This window comes from Ralstonia sp. OTU4908 (genome assembly GCF_038440115.1).
Taxonomy (GTDB): domain Bacteria; phylum Pseudomonadota; class Gammaproteobacteria; order Burkholderiales; family Burkholderiaceae; genus Ralstonia; species Ralstonia pickettii.
This window is the reverse complement of record NZ_JASATD010000011.1, coordinates 41,192-55,071: the sequence shown is the minus strand read 5'-3', so window position 1 is coordinate 55,071 and position 13,880 is coordinate 41,192. Positions and strand designations below refer to the sequence as shown.

Below are 13,880 nucleotides of genomic sequence, written 5' to 3'. Positions count from 1 at the left end.
ACCAACATGCAGCCACGGCTGCGACATCAAGGAAGGAGTCGTCATGAAGCGCCAATTAGCAATCGCAGCAGCGATCGCGCTCACGGGGGGCGTGGCCGGATCGGCGTACGCACAGAGCAGCGTCACGCTGTACGGCAACATCGACGTGTCGATCGGGTATCAGAGCAACCAGACCTCGGTCGGCTCGACGTCGAACGGCCACTCGGTCGTCAAGCAGAACAGCGGCATCTGGTCGGGCAGCCGCTTCGGCTTCAAGGGCAACGAAGAGCTGGGCGGCGGCAACAGCGCGCAGTTCGTGCTCGAAGAAGGCTTTAACGGCGACACGGGCTCGCAATCGGTCTCGGGGCTGATGTTCAACCGCCAGGCCTTCGTGGGGCTGGCCAACCGCGACCTGGGCACCGTCACGCTGGGCCGTCAGTACACGGCGTATTTTTCGATCCTCGCCCCCTACAGCCCGATCACCTGGCTGACCGGCTTCTACGGCGCGCACCCCGGCGATATCGACTCCCTCGACACCAACTACCGCGTCAACAACTCGGTGGTTTACACCTCGCCCACGCTGGGCGGCGTGACCTTCAGCGGCTCGTACGGCCTGGGCGAAACGCCGGGCAGCGCGGGCAACGGCTCAACCTGGAGCTTTGCTGCGCGCTACGCCAATGGCCCGGTCGGCGTGGGCGCGGGTTTCATGCGCGTGAACAACTCGACGGTGGGCGGCGGTGCATGGGGCGCGAACTCATCGCTGTCCAACGGCGGCAGCGAACCTGCCGTGTCCGCCATCAATGCGGGCTACCAGTTGGCGGCTGCGCAACAGCGCTTTGCCGTGTTGGGTTCTTACACCTTCTCGCCGGCATGGGACGTGTCGGTGTCGTACACCAACGTGCAGTACATCCCGGGCGTGAACTCCAAGTTCGCCAGCCAGGCGATCTTCAATACCGGCGGCGCAGTGCTGCACTACAAGGCCACGCCGACGCTGGACCTGGCTGCGGGCTATTCGTATACGCGCGCCACCAAGGCCAACGGCATTGCCGATGCAGCGACGTATCACCAGTTCAACCTGTCGCAGTACTACAGCCTCTCGAAGCGCACGGGCCTGTACGTTCTGGAGGCGTATCAGAAGGCAAAGGGTAAGACGATCTCGCCCACCGGCAGCATCATCGATGCCACGGCGTCGATCGGCGACGGCCAGAACGGCGCACCTTCGGCAACGGGGTCGCAGCTGGCGGTGGCTGTCGGCATGATTCACCGGTTCTGACCGATTGACGCGCCCGGCACGGTGTCGGCTTCGACGCTGTGCCGGGTTCGCCTCAGTTCAAGCGCGCGGACTTTGCCGCTATCATGATGCCCGCGCTGCCCTTGGCCTGTGACTGCATCGACAATCCCAGGCACCGCCGTTGCAATCCCATCCTCTCCCAATTGAACTCGTTGCGAGCTGTATGACTTCGCGCCCTTTCCCCTCGTCACCTGAGGACGAGGCCACCATGACCGCCTCTCGACGCGTGTATCTCAGTCTGCGCGAGCGGATCGTCGAGATGGAGTTGCTGCCCGGAACGCGCATTGTCGAGAAGGACCTCGCAGAAGAATTCGGGACCAGCCGCACGCCCGTGCACGAGGCCGTCCAGCGCTTGGCAGAAGAAGGCTTGATCGACGTGCAGGCGCGCGTCGGGACATTCGTCTCGCGCATTCCGCTCAACACGCTGGAAGAAGCCATGCTGGTGCGCGGCGCGCTGGAAGTCGCCATCATCGAGAAGGCCGCAGAGCGCATGACGCCCGAAGGCATCCACAAGCTCAACGTCGTGCTGGAGCGGCAGGCGCAATGCGTGCGCGAGAGCAACCGGCGCGGTTTCTTCCGCACCGACGAAGCGTTTCACGCCACGCTGGCCGAGCTGTCGGGCTATCCCGGCGTCTGGCAGATCATCCTGGAAGTCAAAACGCAGATCGACCGTTACCGGCTGCTGACCCTCCCCTTGGAGGGTCGCATGACCGAGGTGCTGGCCGAGCACCGCGCTGTGATCGACGCTCTCGCGTCCAACGACCCGAAGCGGGCTGTGCGCGCCATGCGCGAGCATCTGGACCACGTACTGCCGGTGCTGGAAATCACGCGCCGGCTGCGGCCCGAATACTTCACCGTTTAAGCGCGGCGCCCACGCCGGTGCATCGGCCGGCAGATACGGGGCGGCGGCGCCCCACCCGATGGTGTTTCGCGCCGCCCAGGCAATTCAAATCGACAGGCAGAGCTTGCCGAAATGCTTGCCCGCCGCCTGATGCGCAAACGCATCGGCAATGTCTTCCAGCGCGAACGTCCGATCGATCACCGGCTTGATGCCAGTTGCATCGATCGCGCGGACCATGTCGCGCTGGTGGCGCCGGCTGCCGACAATCAAGCCCTGCAGCGTCTGGTGCCGTCGCATCAGCTCGACGGTCGGCACCGGCCCGGCAATTCCGGTGAGTACGCCGATCAGGGCGATATGTCCGCCGGTGCGGCATGCCTGGATGGATTGAGCGAGCGTGTCGGGCCCGCCCACTTCGATCACGTTGTCGACGCCCCGGCCATTCGTGTACTCCAGCACCTTGGCCGCCCAGTCGGTATCACGCCGGTAGTTGATCGTGAAATCGGCGCCCAATGCCTGCGCCCGCGCGAGTTTTTCGTCGGAGGACGAGGTTGCGATCACGGTGGCGCCCATGCTCTTGGCAAATTGCAGCGCAAAGATCGACACGCCGCCCGTGCCGAGCACGAGCACGGTGTCGCCCGCCTTCAGGCGCGCGTCGACCACCAGCGCCCGCCATGCGGTGAGCCCGGCCGTCGTCAGCGTCGCCGCCTCGGCGTGGCTGTAGCCGCGTGGCGCATGCGTGAACCAATGCGCCGGGCGAACGACGTATTCGCGCGCATAGCCGTCAACGCCGTCGCCGGGTACGGTCGCAAAATCGGAGAGTGTCGGGCCGCCATCCAGCCAGGTCGGGAAGAACGTCGAGACAACCGAATCCCCCACGGAAAACTCGTCCACGCCCTCGCCAATCGCCTCCACCACCCCGGCGCCGTCGGACATCGGGATACGGCCGTCGGCGCTCGGCATGCGGCCAGTCACAACGCCCAGGTCGTGAAAGTTCAGCGAGCTGGCATGCACGCGCACGCGGATTTCTCCGGCGCCCGGCTGGCCAGGGTCGGGCAGGTCGACGAGATGAAGTTTGTCGAGGCCCGCAGGCTGGCGCAGGGTAATGGCTTTCATGAGCACGACATCCTTAATGAGAAGGTTGCGAAAGGGCAGCGCTGCAAAACTTGCAGCGATACCGCATTGCAGGCATTGTCACGGCGTACCTCCTGCTTCGCAAGAACGTACATTTTTCACAGGTACTATCAATTTTGTAGGTATAAAACCATGCGTCTGAAACGTCTGGACGGCAAGAGCGGTTGCGCCGTCGAAGTCACGCTTTCCGTGATCGGCGGCGTCTGGAAGCCCGTGATCCTGTTCCACCTGTTGCCCGGAAAGAAGCGCTTCATGGAACTGACGCGCCTGATTCCGAACGCCACGCAGCGCATGCTGACGTTGCAATTGCGCGAACTCGAGGCGGATGGCGTCATCGCGCGGCACGTGTATCCGCAGGTGCCGCCCAAGGTCGAATATGCGCTCACTCCGCTTGGCGAGTCGCTCGCGCCGGTGCTGATCAGCCTGCGCGAATGGGGTGAGTCGTATCGCACGAGCGAGATGTCCCGCGAGCCGGCCGAAGCACCGGAATGCGCGCGTGGCGAGGCAATGGCGACTTGAAGTCACACAAAGGCTTCCAAAAAGGAGCCCGACGCCCTCGCCCGTCGTCGATCTGAACCGTGCCGTGGCGGTGGCCATGGCGTATGGCCCGCAAGCGGGGCTGGAGATCGTCGATACGCTGCCGGCCGAACCGGCACTGCGCAGCTACCACTTGTTGCCCAGCGTGCGCGCCGATTTTCTTGCGCGCCTCAACCGCTTGGAGTCGGCTCGCGTGGAATACGAGCGTCCTGCTCCTCGAGCGCGCAGCCGGGTGCACTGCTCGCGGGTGACGCTGTCGATCATCAGATCATCACTTCGACCTGCACGTCGATCGTGATGCTTTGGAAGCAACGCTCCAGCAAATTGCGCGCTCGAAAGCATCCGGAATTCGTCTTTCGATATGACGATGCGCAATTGCGGAATGGCAACAACACGCCAACATCAAAGACTGAATTCAATTCTCTTTACAGCTCAGAGACTTAGCGTGAAACGCGAGCATTGAAATATAGATGCTCCGATTTCTACGTATGCCGCTACGCATGGTGCGACGCAGAATGATTTGCAAGCGCAGGACATGGCTTAAAGCCGGCCGCGCTCATGCATTCATATCGTTCCGTCGATCGCGCAAGCGCAGAGGTACTCACAAATGAGTCGCAAGTTCAAGGTCGTGGCCGTCTCGGGTAGCGTGCAGCGCCCCTCGCGGACACTCGTGTTGGTCGAGCAACTGCTGGCCGCCCTCGCCGAGGTCCTTCCCGTCGATGTCCACCTGATCACGCTCGAAGAGATGGCTCCAGCCATTGGTGGCACGTCGTATCGAGACCAGCTGCCGGGCCGGGTGCAGGCGGAACTTGCCGCCATTGAGTCGGCCGATGTGCTCGTTGTCGGGAGCCCCGTGTATCGCGGCTCATACACCGGTCTGTTCAAGCACCTTTTTGACCTCGTCCACCACGAAGCGCTCATCGACGTGCCGGTCCTGTTGGCTGCGACGGGTGGCAGCGACCGTCACGCGCTGGTGATTGACCATCAGCTGCGCCCGCTTTTCAGCTTCTTCCAGGCGCGCACATTGCCGCTGGGCGTGTATGCATCCGAGCAGGATTTCAGCGGCTATGAGATCACCAGTCAGGCACTGCGCGACCGGATCGCCCTGGCCGTCGCGCGCGCATTGCCGCTATTGAGCGCGTCTTCGGCCGACGATCTTCGCACCGCTCCCGTGGCGCAAGCTGCTTGAAGCACCCACTTCGTTCGTTCCCATCCCACACAGGACAAAGGACCATCGCGATGAGCCAATCCTCTTCCAGCGCCAATATCAAGTTTGCCTACTGGGTGCCGAACGTCAGCGGCGGCCTGGTCGTCAGCACCATCCCGCAACGCACTGACTGGAGCCTGGAGTACAACCAGAAGCTGGCACAGACGGCCGAGAAAGCCGGCTTTGACTATGCGCTCAGCCAGATCCGATTTACCGCCGGCTACGGCGCTGAGCACCAGCATGAATCGGTATCGTTCAGCCAGGCGATCCTGCACGCCACTACCAAGCTGAAGGTGCTGGCCGCCATCCTGCCGGGCCCCTGGCATCCGGCGGTGGTGGCCAAGCAGTTGGCCACGATCGACCACATCTCCAACGGCCGCATCGCCATCAACGTCGTCAGCGGCTGGTTCAAGGGCGAGTTCCAGGCACTCGGGGAGCCTTGGCTCGAACACGACGAGCGCTATCGCCGCTCCAACGAATTCATCCGCGTGCTCAAAGGCATCTGGACGCAGGACAAGTTCACCTTCAAGGGCGACTTCTACCGCATCAACGACTACACGCTGAGCCCCAAGCCGCTGCAGAAACCGCACCCGGAGATCTTTCAGGGCGGCAGCTCGCGTGCCGCACGCGACAACGCGGCCAGCGTGTCGGACTGGTACTTCACCAACGGCAACACGCCCGAAGGGATCAAGGCGCAGATCGACGATATCCAGGCGAAGGCCCGCGAAAACGGCCACACGGTCCGCATTGGCGTGAACGCCTTCATCATCGCGCGCGATACCGAAGAGGAAGCCAAGGCGGTGCTGGACGACATCATCAAGCATGCGCACGTGGAAGCCGTGCATGCTTTTGGCGATGCGGTGAAGCAAGCCGGCAAGGCATCGCCCGAAGGCGAAGGCAACTGGGCGAAATCCACGTTTGAAGATCTCGTCCAATACAACGACGGTTTCCGGACCAACCTGATCGGCACGCCGCAGCAGATTGCGGAGCGCATCGTGCATCTGAAGTCAATCGGCGTGGATCTCATCCTGGCGGGCTTCCTGCATTTCATCGAAGAAGTCGAATACTTCGGACGGAAGGTGCTGCCGCTGGTGCGCGAGCTGGAAGCCCAACGCGCCGCCACAAGCGCTGCCACAAACGCCGACACGCGCGAGGCCGAGGCCGCCACGTCCGCCGCCTGACCGCCTGATCTGATACCCGCGTTTCCCATACGCGCCCGCTCAGTCGAACGGGCGCGGGGGAGTTCTGTTGCCCGTCGCTTTGCGGAGACCACCATGTCTCACACGTCTGCTGAACTTGCTGCCCCGCTACCGCCGCTTGCACGCTACGCCGATTCGCGCAGCGCCGATGCTCCATCGCCTGCACGCAGCATTGCCGGCGAGGCCGTCGAAGCTGCGGCACCCGTGCTGCGGTTGACCGACATCGACCTGTCGTTCGGCGGCATTCAGGCGCTCAGCGGCATCGACCTCACGGTGGCGCCGGGGGAGATCCGCGCCATCATCGGCCCCAACGGCGCAGGTAAAAGCTCGCTGGTCAACATCATCAGCGGCCTGTACCAGCCGGACCGCGGCGGCATCTGGCTCAATGGCCGCGCCATGCGCAAGGTGTCGCCAGCACGATTGGCCGGTCTTGGCATTGCCCGCACGTTCCAGAACCTGGCGTTGTTCAAGGGCCTGAGCGTGCGCGACAACATTGCACTGGGCCGCGTACAGCACACCCGTTCCGTGTTCGTCGAGCAGTTGATCGGGCTGGGTCGCGCGCGCCGCGAGCTGGCCGACGCGCGCGAGCGTGCCGAACAGGTGATCCACTTCGTCGGCCTGACAGAAGTGCAGGACCAACTTGCGGGCACGCTGCCCTATGGGCTGCAGAAGCGCGTTGAACTGGCGCGTGCCCTCGTCGCGCGGCCACGCCTATTGCTGCTTGATGAGCCGCTCGCCGGTATGACCGTGACGGAGAAGGTCCAGATGGCCGACCTGATCCGCGCCGCGCGCGACCAGTGGGGCACCACCATCGTGCTGATCGAACACGACATCGGTCTCGTGCTGGGCCTGTCCGATCGCGTGGCGGTGCTCGACTACGGCCGCAAGATCGCCGACGGCACGCCGCAGGCCGTGCGCGACGACCCGGCCGTCATCGATGCTTACCTGGGCGTGGCACACGCAACGGCAAACGCGGCGGAGACGCAATGATGGGCGACTTCGATCTGGCGTTCTTTGCCGAGGTGCTGGTGGGCGGCCTGCTGTCTGGCGTGATGTATTCGCTGGTGGCGATTGGCTTTGTGCTGATCTACAAGACCTCGGGCGTGCTGAATTTCGCGCAGGGCGCGCAGCTGCTGTTTGCCGCGCTCACATTTGTCAGCCTGCTCGAGCGCGGCGTGCCGTTCCCGCTCGCGTTGCTGCTCACCTTCACGTTGATGGTGCTGCTGGGGCTCGGGATCGAGCGCGCGGTGCTCCGGCCACTGGTCAACCAGCCGCCCATCACGCTGTTCATGGCGACGCTCGGCTTGTCGTATGTGATCGAGGGCGTGGCGCAACTGGTGTGGGGCACGCAGGTGCACGAGCTGAACCTGGGCATCTCCGATGCGCCGTTGCAGATCGGTGGCATCCTCGTCTCGAGCTTTGACTTGTTTGCCGCCGCCATTGCAGCCGTCATGGTGACGGCGCTGTCCGTCTTCTTCCGCTACACGCGCATTGGTCTGGCGTTTCGTGCCGTGGCGGACGACACGTTCGCAGCGATTGCCGTGGGCTTGCGGCTACCGCGGATCTGGGCAACGGTCTGGGCCGCGGCCGGCGTGATCGCCCTGGTGGCAGGGCTGCTGTGGGGTGCGCGCCTGGGGGTGCAGTTCTCTCTATCGCTGGTGGTGCTCAAGGCGCTGCCGGTACTGGTGCTGGGCGGCTTCGATTCGATCCTGGGCGCGGTGGTCGGCGGTTTGATCATCGGCGCGCTGGAGAAGCTGGCCGAGGTGTACCTGGGGCCATTTGTCGGTGGCGGCATCGAGAGTTGGATCGCCTACGTGGCCGCGCTGGCCTTCCTGCTAGTCAAACCGGGCGGCCTCTTCGGCCTGCGCCCCGTCGAGAGAGCTTGACTCATGTCGACTGCATTGGACTCCACTTCCGAGCGCCCTGTGCGCCCTTCCGCCGCGCGGACGCACCTGTCCTGGCCAGCGTGGGCAACGCCCGCCGTGACGCTGCTGCTGGCCTACTTCGTGGTGCCGCTGGTGGCATCGGACTACTGGCTGGACGCCATCCTCATTCCGTTCCTCGCGCTGTCGCTTGCAGCGGTGGGCCTGAACCTGTTGACCGGCTACGCAGGCCAGTTGTCAGTGGGCTCGGCCGCCTTCATGGCAGTGGGCGCGTTCGCCGCGTACAACTTCAACCTGCGCGTTGAGGGCCTGCCGCTGCCGGTGAGCATCGTGCTCGCCGGGCTGGCCGCCACCGCCATCGGCGTGGCGTTCGGGTTGCCGAGCTTGCGCCTGCGCGGCTTCTACCTGGCCGTATCGACCCTCGCCGCGCAATTTTTCGTGCAGTGGGCACTGACCAAGTACGGCTGGTTCAGCAACAACAACGCATCTGGCGTGATCGACGCGCCGCCCATCGTGGTGGCGGGCTTCGCGTTCGACACGCCAGCGCTGCGCTACGTGTTCGCGCTCACGGTCGTGGCGATCCTCACGGCACTGGTCTGGCGACTCGTACAAACGCCCACTGGCCACCATTTCATTGCGGTGCGCGACAACGAAATGGCGGCCCGCGTCACCGGCGTACCGGTACTGCGAACCAAGCTGCTGGCGTTCGCCATCTCATCGTTCGTCATTGGCGTGGCAGGGGTGCTGTGGGGTTTCGTCTATCTGCGCACGGTAGAGCCCGCAGGCTTCAACCTCGATCGATCGTTCCAGATCCTCTTCATCGTCATCATCGGCGGCCTGGCGACCATCCGGGGCGCGTTCCTGGGTGCGGCGCTGGTGGTGGTCTTCCCGCTGCTGCTGTCCCGCTTTGGCGCATTCGTGTTCGGCGGCCGGTTCGACTCCGGCGTGCTGGACCTGAGCCAGCGCATTGTGATCGGTGCACTCATCGTGGCCTTTCTGATTGCCCAGCCGCAGGGCCTTGCCGCTCTGTGGCAGCGGGTGCTGCGCCGGATAAGCAATGTCGTGCGTCCAGCTTCCCGGCGCTGATTCCGTCCTCTTTCCTTTCTCCACGCAACCTACGTCGTATCGATATCAGGAGCATCTGCACCATGTCCCTCCCCCGCACCATCAAGATGGCGTTGCTGACCGGCGCGCTGGCCCTTTCTGGCCTGACCGGTCTGGGCGTACAAGCCGCCCATGCGGATGAGCAGTTCTTTCCGCTGCAAAGCTACCGCGTCGGCCCATATGCGGCCGGCGGCACGGGGTTCTTTGGCGGCTTCATCGACTACCTGAACCTCGTCAACACGCGCGACGGCGGCGTGGGCGGCGTCAAGCTGACCTGGGAAGAAGGCGAAACGCAGTACGAGGTGGAGCGCGGCGTTGAGGTGTACGAACGCCTGAAGACCCACCCCGGCATCGCCACATGGAACCCGCTGTCGGTAGGGATTGCCTATGCGCTGCTCGACCGGGTGACGGCCGACAAGGTGCCCTTGCTGACCATCAACCACGGCCGCACCGACACGACGGATGGCCGCGTGTTCAAGTACATCTTCCCGCTGCTGCTCAACCCGTATAGCGAAACTTCGGGCATCGTCAACTACATCGGCAGCAAGGAAGGCGGTGTCGACAAGCTCAAGGGCAAGAAGATCGTCGTGCTCTATCACGGCTCGCCGTACGGCAAGGAGACGATCCCCATCTATGAACTGCTGGCGAAGAAATACGGCTTCTCGGTGCAGCAGATCGAAGTGCCGCACCCGGGCAATGAGCAGCAGTCGCAATGGCTGGCCATCCGCCGCGCCAAACCCGATTACGTCGTGCTGCGCGGCTGGGGCGTGATGAACCCGGTGGCACTCAAGACGGCACAGAAGACGGGCTTTCCAGCCGACCACATCATCGGTAACGTCTGGTCCAACTCCGAAGAAGACGTGATTCCGGCCGGCGATGCAGCCAAGGGCTACGTCGCTATCACGACGGTTGCGGCGGGTGCCCAGTATCCGGTGATCCAGCAGATCACCAAGACGCTGTATGACCACGGCAAGGGCAATCTGCAAGACAAGAAGCGCATCGGCAGCGTGTACCACAACCTCGGCGTGCTCAACGGCATCCTGAACGTGGAAGCCATCCGCATCGCGCAGGCCAAGTTCGGCAAGCGCACGCTGACGGGCGACGAAGTCCGCTGGGGCCTGGAGAACCTGAAGATTGACGAAGCCCGTGCCGCCGCGCTGGGCGCCAAGGGCCTGTTCCACTCCATCAACGTCACGTGGGACAACCATGAAGGAGACGGCCGCGTCGCCTTCCAGCAGTGGGATGGCACGAAGTGGAACGTGATCTCCGACTGGATCGCGCCGGACTGGAAACTGCTCCGGCCGATTATCGAGAAATCGTCGCTGGCGTACGCCAAAGAGAAAAACATCAAGGTGCGCACAAGCATCAACGATTGAGTTCCGCTGTCTCTCCACCCTGCTCGACCACCTGGAGGTTCGCCATGACGCAGCCGCACGCCGAGACCTTGTTCGGCGCCCCCTACGAAACCCTTGCGCAGAAGTACCGCCCCGTCTTCCAGCGCATTCGCGAAACCGCCCTGCAGCGCGAGCACAACCGCCAGCTCGGCGTCGACGCCATCCAATGGCTGAAGCAGGCGGGCTTCGGCGCGGTGCGCGTGCCGGCCGAATATGGCGGCGACGGCGCCACGCTGCCCCAACTGTTCCAGCTGCTGATTGAGCTGGCCGACGCCGATTCAAACATCGTGCAGGCGCTGCGCGGGCATTTTGCCTTCGTGGAAGATCGCCTGAACGCACCGCGCGATGCGGGCAACGAAGTCTGGCTGCGGCGCTTCGTGGCCGGCGACCTGGTCGGCAACGCGTGGACGGAAGTCGGCGACGTGGCCATTGGCGATGTCATCACGCGCATCTCCAAACGGGACGGCCGCTGGGTTGCCAACGGGCGCAAGTACTACAGCACCGGAAGCATCTTTGCCGATTGGGTGGACCTGTATGCGCGCCTGGAAGACGGCACCGACGTGATCGCCGCCGTCAGCTCACATCAGCCGGGCGTGACGCACCACGACGACTGGAACGGCTTCGGCCAGCGCACCACCGGCAGCGGCACGTCGGTGTATGAGAACGCCGCCGTGGAAGACGAGAACATCTTCCCGTTCAGCAGCCGCTTCAAGTACCAGACGGCGTTCTACCAGCTGTTCCACCTCGCCACGCTGGCCGGCATTGCGCGCGCCATCACTCGCGAAGTTGCGCAGCAGGTGCGCGAGCGAAAACGCATCTTCAGCACCGGCAATGCCTCGGCGGTGGCGCAAGACGTCCAGGTGCAGCAGGTGGTTGGTGAGGTATCAGCATTGGCCTACGCAGCGGAGGCCACGGCCATTCGCGCCACGTTTGCCGCCCAGCGCGCCTACGATGCCCGCTGGGCCGGCGACGCTGCGCAGGAGCGCCAGGCCAACATCGAGGCGGAACTCGAATCCGCGCAAGGGCAGGTGGCGATCTCCGATCTGGTGTTGCGCGCATCCACGCAGTTGTTCAATGCGCTCAGCGCGTCGGCCACGGCGTCGAGCAAGGCGCTGGACCGTCACTGGCGCAACGCGCGCACGGTCGCTTCGCACAATCCGCTGATCTACAAGGCGCGCATCGTCGGCGACTGGCACATCAACGGCACCGAGCCACCGTACGTGTGGCAGATCGGTGCAGGGCCGGGTGCCGCGGCGACGCAGCCCATCGCGAAAGCAGCTTGAGGGCAATGGCGATGGGTGACTCCGCTGTGCTGCTGCGCGTCAACGGTGTGGAAGCGACGTACCAGAATGCCATCGTCGCCTTGCACAACGTGAACCTCACCGTCCAACGCGGTGAGGTGCACGCGCTGCTGGGCGCGAACGGTGCGGGCAAATCCAGCACGCTCAAGGCGATCTCGAACCTGCTGGTGCCCGAACGCGGCCAGGTGACTGCCGGCACGATCGTCTTCGACGGGCATGACGTCGCCCGCACCACGCCTGCGCAGCTCGTGCGCCTTGGGCTCGTTCAGGTGCTGGAGGGCCGGCGCTGCTTTCCGAACCTGTCCATCGAATCGAACCTCGTCACGGGTGCGCTGGGCCGCAGCGCATCGCGTGCAGAGACTGCTGCCGACCTGGAACGCGTGTACGCAATCTTCCCGCGCCTGAAAGCACGGCGCAGGGTCGCCGCCGGCCTCACGTCGGGCGGTGAGCAGCAGATGGCCGCCATTGGGCGCGCGCTGATGTCACGCCCGCGCCTGCTGGTGCTGGACGAGCCGTCGATGGGCCTCGCGCCCCTGGTCGTGCAGGACATCTTTGCGAGGCTGCGGCAGCTCAATCGTGAAGACGGGCTGTCGATCCTCGTGGCCGAACAGAACTCCACGGTGGCCCTGCAATACGCCGATCGCGCCACGGTGCTGGAGGCGGGCGTCACCGTGCTCAATGACACGGCTGAGGCGTTGGGCCAGCGTGAGGACATCCAGCATTTCTACTTTGGCCGCGATGTTGCGCACCAAGCACCAGCCTTGGCGCGAGCGGTCCATTCGTCTTTCCCGATTGTTCATGACAACAGAAACGGCAATCTTTCCTGAAACCGAAACCCTTGCTGCGCCGGCCCCGCAATCCGCCAAGGCACTGGCTGCCCAGTTCGCCCGAACGGCGGTGGAACGCGATGCCGTGGGTGGCACGCCCTTGGCCGAACGCGACGCGTTGCGGCGCAGCGGCCTGCTCTCCCTGGCGATTCCCAAGCGCTATGGCGGGCACGGTGCCAGTTGGGCCGAGACGTTGGATACCGTGCGCGAGTTCGCGCAGGTGGATAGCTCCATCGCCCACGTTTATGGCTTCCACCATCTGCTCTTGGCCACCGTGCGACTGTTTGCACGGCCGGACCAGTGGGAGCCGTGGTACGAGCAGACCGCGCGCAAGCACTGGTTCTGGGGCAACGCGTTGAACCCGCTGGACGATCGCACCATCGTGCGCCGGTTCGACGGCTGGTACGAGTTCTCAGGCAAGAAGAGCTTCTGCTCGGGCGCCTTGGATTCGCAAATGCTGATTGCCTCGGGCATCAATGAACACAGTCGCAGGCTGCTGGTTGCAGCGGTGCCGACTGCGCGCGCCGGCATCACGCTCAACCACGATTGGAATGCTTTCGGGCAACGCCAGACGGACAGCGGCAGCGCCCTGTTCGAAAAAGTCCGAGTGGAAGAGAACGAACTGCTCCGCGATCCGGGTCCGCTCACCACGCCTTTTTCGTCTTTGCGCCCGTTGCTGGCGCAGCTTGTGTTCGTGCATCTGTTCCTGGGCTTGGCAGAAGGTGCCTTCGAGCAGGCCCGGCACTACACGCTGCATGAGGCCCGACCGTGGCATCGGTCTGCAGCAAAGCGTGCAAGCGAAGATCCCTACACGCTGGCCCACTACGGTGAGTTCTTTGTCGGCCTGGAAAGCGTACGCCTGCTGGCCCGGCAGGCGGCCACACGGTTTGATGAAGCGTGGGCGCACGGCCCCGCGCTGACCGCGCACGCGCGCGGTCATGTTGGTGTCGCAGTCGCCACTGCCAAGGTCGCGGCCACGCGGGTCGGGCTCGATCTGACCAGCCGGATGTTCGAGACCACCGGCGCACGCGCCACGCATGGCGCGCTCGCGCTGGATCGCTTCTGGCGGAACCTGCGCACGCAGACGCTGCACGACCCCGTCGATTACAAGCTGCACGAGCTGGGCGACTGGGCGCTGAATGGCACGCTGCCCGAACCTTCCTTCTATTCCTGACCCCACGCGCTG

The 13,880-nt window shown here is 64.3% G+C and carries 14 protein-coding genes; 13 read left to right on the top strand and 1 reads right to left on the bottom strand.

What is annotated here, in order from left to right:
• Window positions 1–43: 43 nt before the first annotated feature.
• Complete coding sequence (locus AAHM38_RS12015; RefSeq protein ID WP_009239831.1) at window positions 44–1,252, top strand: porin; 1,209 nt, start codon at window positions 44–46, stop codon at window positions 1,250–1,252.
• Window positions 1,253–1,478: 226 nt separating this feature from the next.
• The gene (locus AAHM38_RS12010) at window positions 1,479–2,132 is read left to right on the top strand and encodes a GntR family transcriptional regulator (protein WP_009239832.1); all 654 of its coding nucleotides are present in this window, start codon (window positions 1,479–1,481) and stop codon (window positions 2,130–2,132) included.
• An 84-nt stretch (window positions 2,133–2,216) separates the two neighbouring features.
• On the opposite strand, the gene AAHM38_RS12005 is transcribed toward AAHM38_RS12010, so the two are convergent.
• A complete protein-coding gene (locus AAHM38_RS12005; protein WP_116576249.1) occupies window positions 2,217–3,224 on the bottom strand; it encodes a zinc-dependent alcohol dehydrogenase family protein in 1,008 nt (335 codons plus the stop codon).
• A gap of 150 nt (window positions 3,225–3,374) precedes the next feature.
• On the opposite strand from AAHM38_RS12005, the gene AAHM38_RS12000 reads away from it, so the two are divergent.
• The 11 genes from AAHM38_RS12000 to AAHM38_RS11950 all read left to right on the top strand — a co-directional run bounded on the left by AAHM38_RS12000 (window position 3,375) and on the right by AAHM38_RS11950 (window position 13,868).
• The gene (locus AAHM38_RS12000) at window positions 3,375–3,761 is read left to right on the top strand and encodes a winged helix-turn-helix transcriptional regulator (RefSeq protein WP_024541851.1); all 387 of its coding nucleotides are present in this window, start codon (window positions 3,375–3,377) and stop codon (window positions 3,759–3,761) included.
• A gap of 76 nt (window positions 3,762–3,837) precedes the next feature.
• On the top strand, window positions 3,838–4,077 hold the full coding sequence (locus tag AAHM38_RS11995; protein ID WP_371316227.1) for a hypothetical protein: 240 nt from the start codon (window positions 3,838–3,840) through the stop codon (window positions 4,075–4,077).
• Between the two features lie 309 nt (window positions 4,078–4,386).
• Entirely contained in the window at window positions 4,387–4,968 is a 582-nt protein-coding gene (gene msuE / locus AAHM38_RS11990; RefSeq protein ID WP_116576248.1) for an FMN reductase, read from the top strand.
• Window positions 4,969–5,018: 50 nt separating this feature from the next.
• Window positions 5,019–6,167 (top strand): dimethylsulfone monooxygenase SfnG, encoded by a 1,149-nt coding sequence (gene sfnG, locus AAHM38_RS11985; RefSeq protein WP_116576247.1) that lies wholly within the window; start codon window positions 5,019–5,021, stop codon window positions 6,165–6,167.
• Window positions 6,168–6,260: 93 nt separating this feature from the next.
• Window positions 6,261–7,175, top strand: a complete 915-nt coding sequence (locus AAHM38_RS11980) for an ABC transporter ATP-binding protein (RefSeq protein ID WP_116576246.1) — start codon at window positions 6,261–6,263, stop codon at window positions 7,173–7,175.
• A 14-nt stretch (window positions 7,176–7,189) separates the two neighbouring features.
• Entirely contained in the window at window positions 7,190–8,071 is an 882-nt protein-coding gene (locus AAHM38_RS11975) for a branched-chain amino acid ABC transporter permease (protein WP_207775327.1), read from the top strand.
• Between the two features lie 3 nt (window positions 8,072–8,074).
• A complete protein-coding gene (locus AAHM38_RS11970; RefSeq protein ID WP_116576244.1) occupies window positions 8,075–9,154 on the top strand; it encodes a branched-chain amino acid ABC transporter permease in 1,080 nt (359 codons plus the stop codon).
• A gap of 62 nt (window positions 9,155–9,216) precedes the next feature.
• A complete protein-coding gene (locus tag AAHM38_RS11965; RefSeq protein WP_116576243.1) occupies window positions 9,217–10,548 on the top strand; it encodes an ABC transporter substrate-binding protein in 1,332 nt (443 codons plus the stop codon).
• Window positions 10,549–10,592: 44 nt separating this feature from the next.
• Window positions 10,593–11,849, top strand: a complete 1,257-nt coding sequence (locus AAHM38_RS11960) for an acyl-CoA dehydrogenase family protein (protein ID WP_009239842.1) — start codon at window positions 10,593–10,595, stop codon at window positions 11,847–11,849.
• 11 nt (window positions 11,850–11,860) lie between these two features.
• Window positions 11,861–12,694: an ABC transporter ATP-binding protein gene (locus tag AAHM38_RS11955; RefSeq protein ID WP_116576303.1), complete on the top strand. Its 834-nt coding sequence runs from the start codon at window positions 11,861–11,863 to the stop codon at window positions 12,692–12,694.
• Window positions 12,666–13,868: an acyl-CoA dehydrogenase family protein gene (locus tag AAHM38_RS11950; RefSeq protein ID WP_116576242.1), complete on the top strand. Its 1,203-nt coding sequence runs from the start codon at window positions 12,666–12,668 to the stop codon at window positions 13,866–13,868. Before AAHM38_RS11955 ends, AAHM38_RS11950 begins: the two co-directional genes overlap by 29 nt.
• The last annotated feature ends 12 nt before the right edge of the window (window positions 13,869–13,880 follow it).

Excerpts from the sequence above, each read along its gene's own strand:
- AAHM38_RS12015 (WP_009239831.1), top strand. The coding sequence starts at position 44 with ATGAAGCGCCAATTAGCAATCGCAGCAGCGATCGCGCTCACGGGGGGC.
- AAHM38_RS12010 (WP_009239832.1), top strand. The coding sequence starts at position 1,479 with ATGACCGCCTCTCGACGCGTGTATCTCAGTCTGCGCGAGCGGATCGTC.
- AAHM38_RS12005 (WP_116576249.1), bottom strand. The coding sequence starts at position 3,224 with ATGAAAGCCATTACCCTGCGCCAGCCTGCGGGCCTCGACAAACTTCAT.
- AAHM38_RS12000 (WP_024541851.1), top strand. The coding sequence starts at position 3,375 with ATGCGTCTGAAACGTCTGGACGGCAAGAGCGGTTGCGCCGTCGAAGTC.
- AAHM38_RS11995 (WP_371316227.1), top strand. The coding sequence starts at position 3,838 with ATGGCGTATGGCCCGCAAGCGGGGCTGGAGATCGTCGATACGCTGCCG.
- msuE (WP_116576248.1), top strand. The coding sequence starts at position 4,387 with ATGAGTCGCAAGTTCAAGGTCGTGGCCGTCTCGGGTAGCGTGCAGCGC.
- sfnG (WP_116576247.1), top strand. The coding sequence starts at position 5,019 with ATGAGCCAATCCTCTTCCAGCGCCAATATCAAGTTTGCCTACTGGGTG.
- AAHM38_RS11980 (WP_116576246.1), top strand. The coding sequence starts at position 6,261 with ATGTCTCACACGTCTGCTGAACTTGCTGCCCCGCTACCGCCGCTTGCA.
- AAHM38_RS11970 (WP_116576244.1), top strand. The coding sequence starts at position 8,075 with ATGTCGACTGCATTGGACTCCACTTCCGAGCGCCCTGTGCGCCCTTCC.
- AAHM38_RS11965 (WP_116576243.1), top strand. The coding sequence starts at position 9,217 with ATGTCCCTCCCCCGCACCATCAAGATGGCGTTGCTGACCGGCGCGCTG.
- AAHM38_RS11960 (WP_009239842.1), top strand. The coding sequence starts at position 10,593 with ATGACGCAGCCGCACGCCGAGACCTTGTTCGGCGCCCCCTACGAAACC.
- AAHM38_RS11955 (WP_116576303.1), top strand. The coding sequence starts at position 11,861 with ATGGGTGACTCCGCTGTGCTGCTGCGCGTCAACGGTGTGGAAGCGACG.
- AAHM38_RS11950 (WP_116576242.1), top strand. The coding sequence starts at position 12,666 with ATGACAACAGAAACGGCAATCTTTCCTGAAACCGAAACCCTTGCTGCG.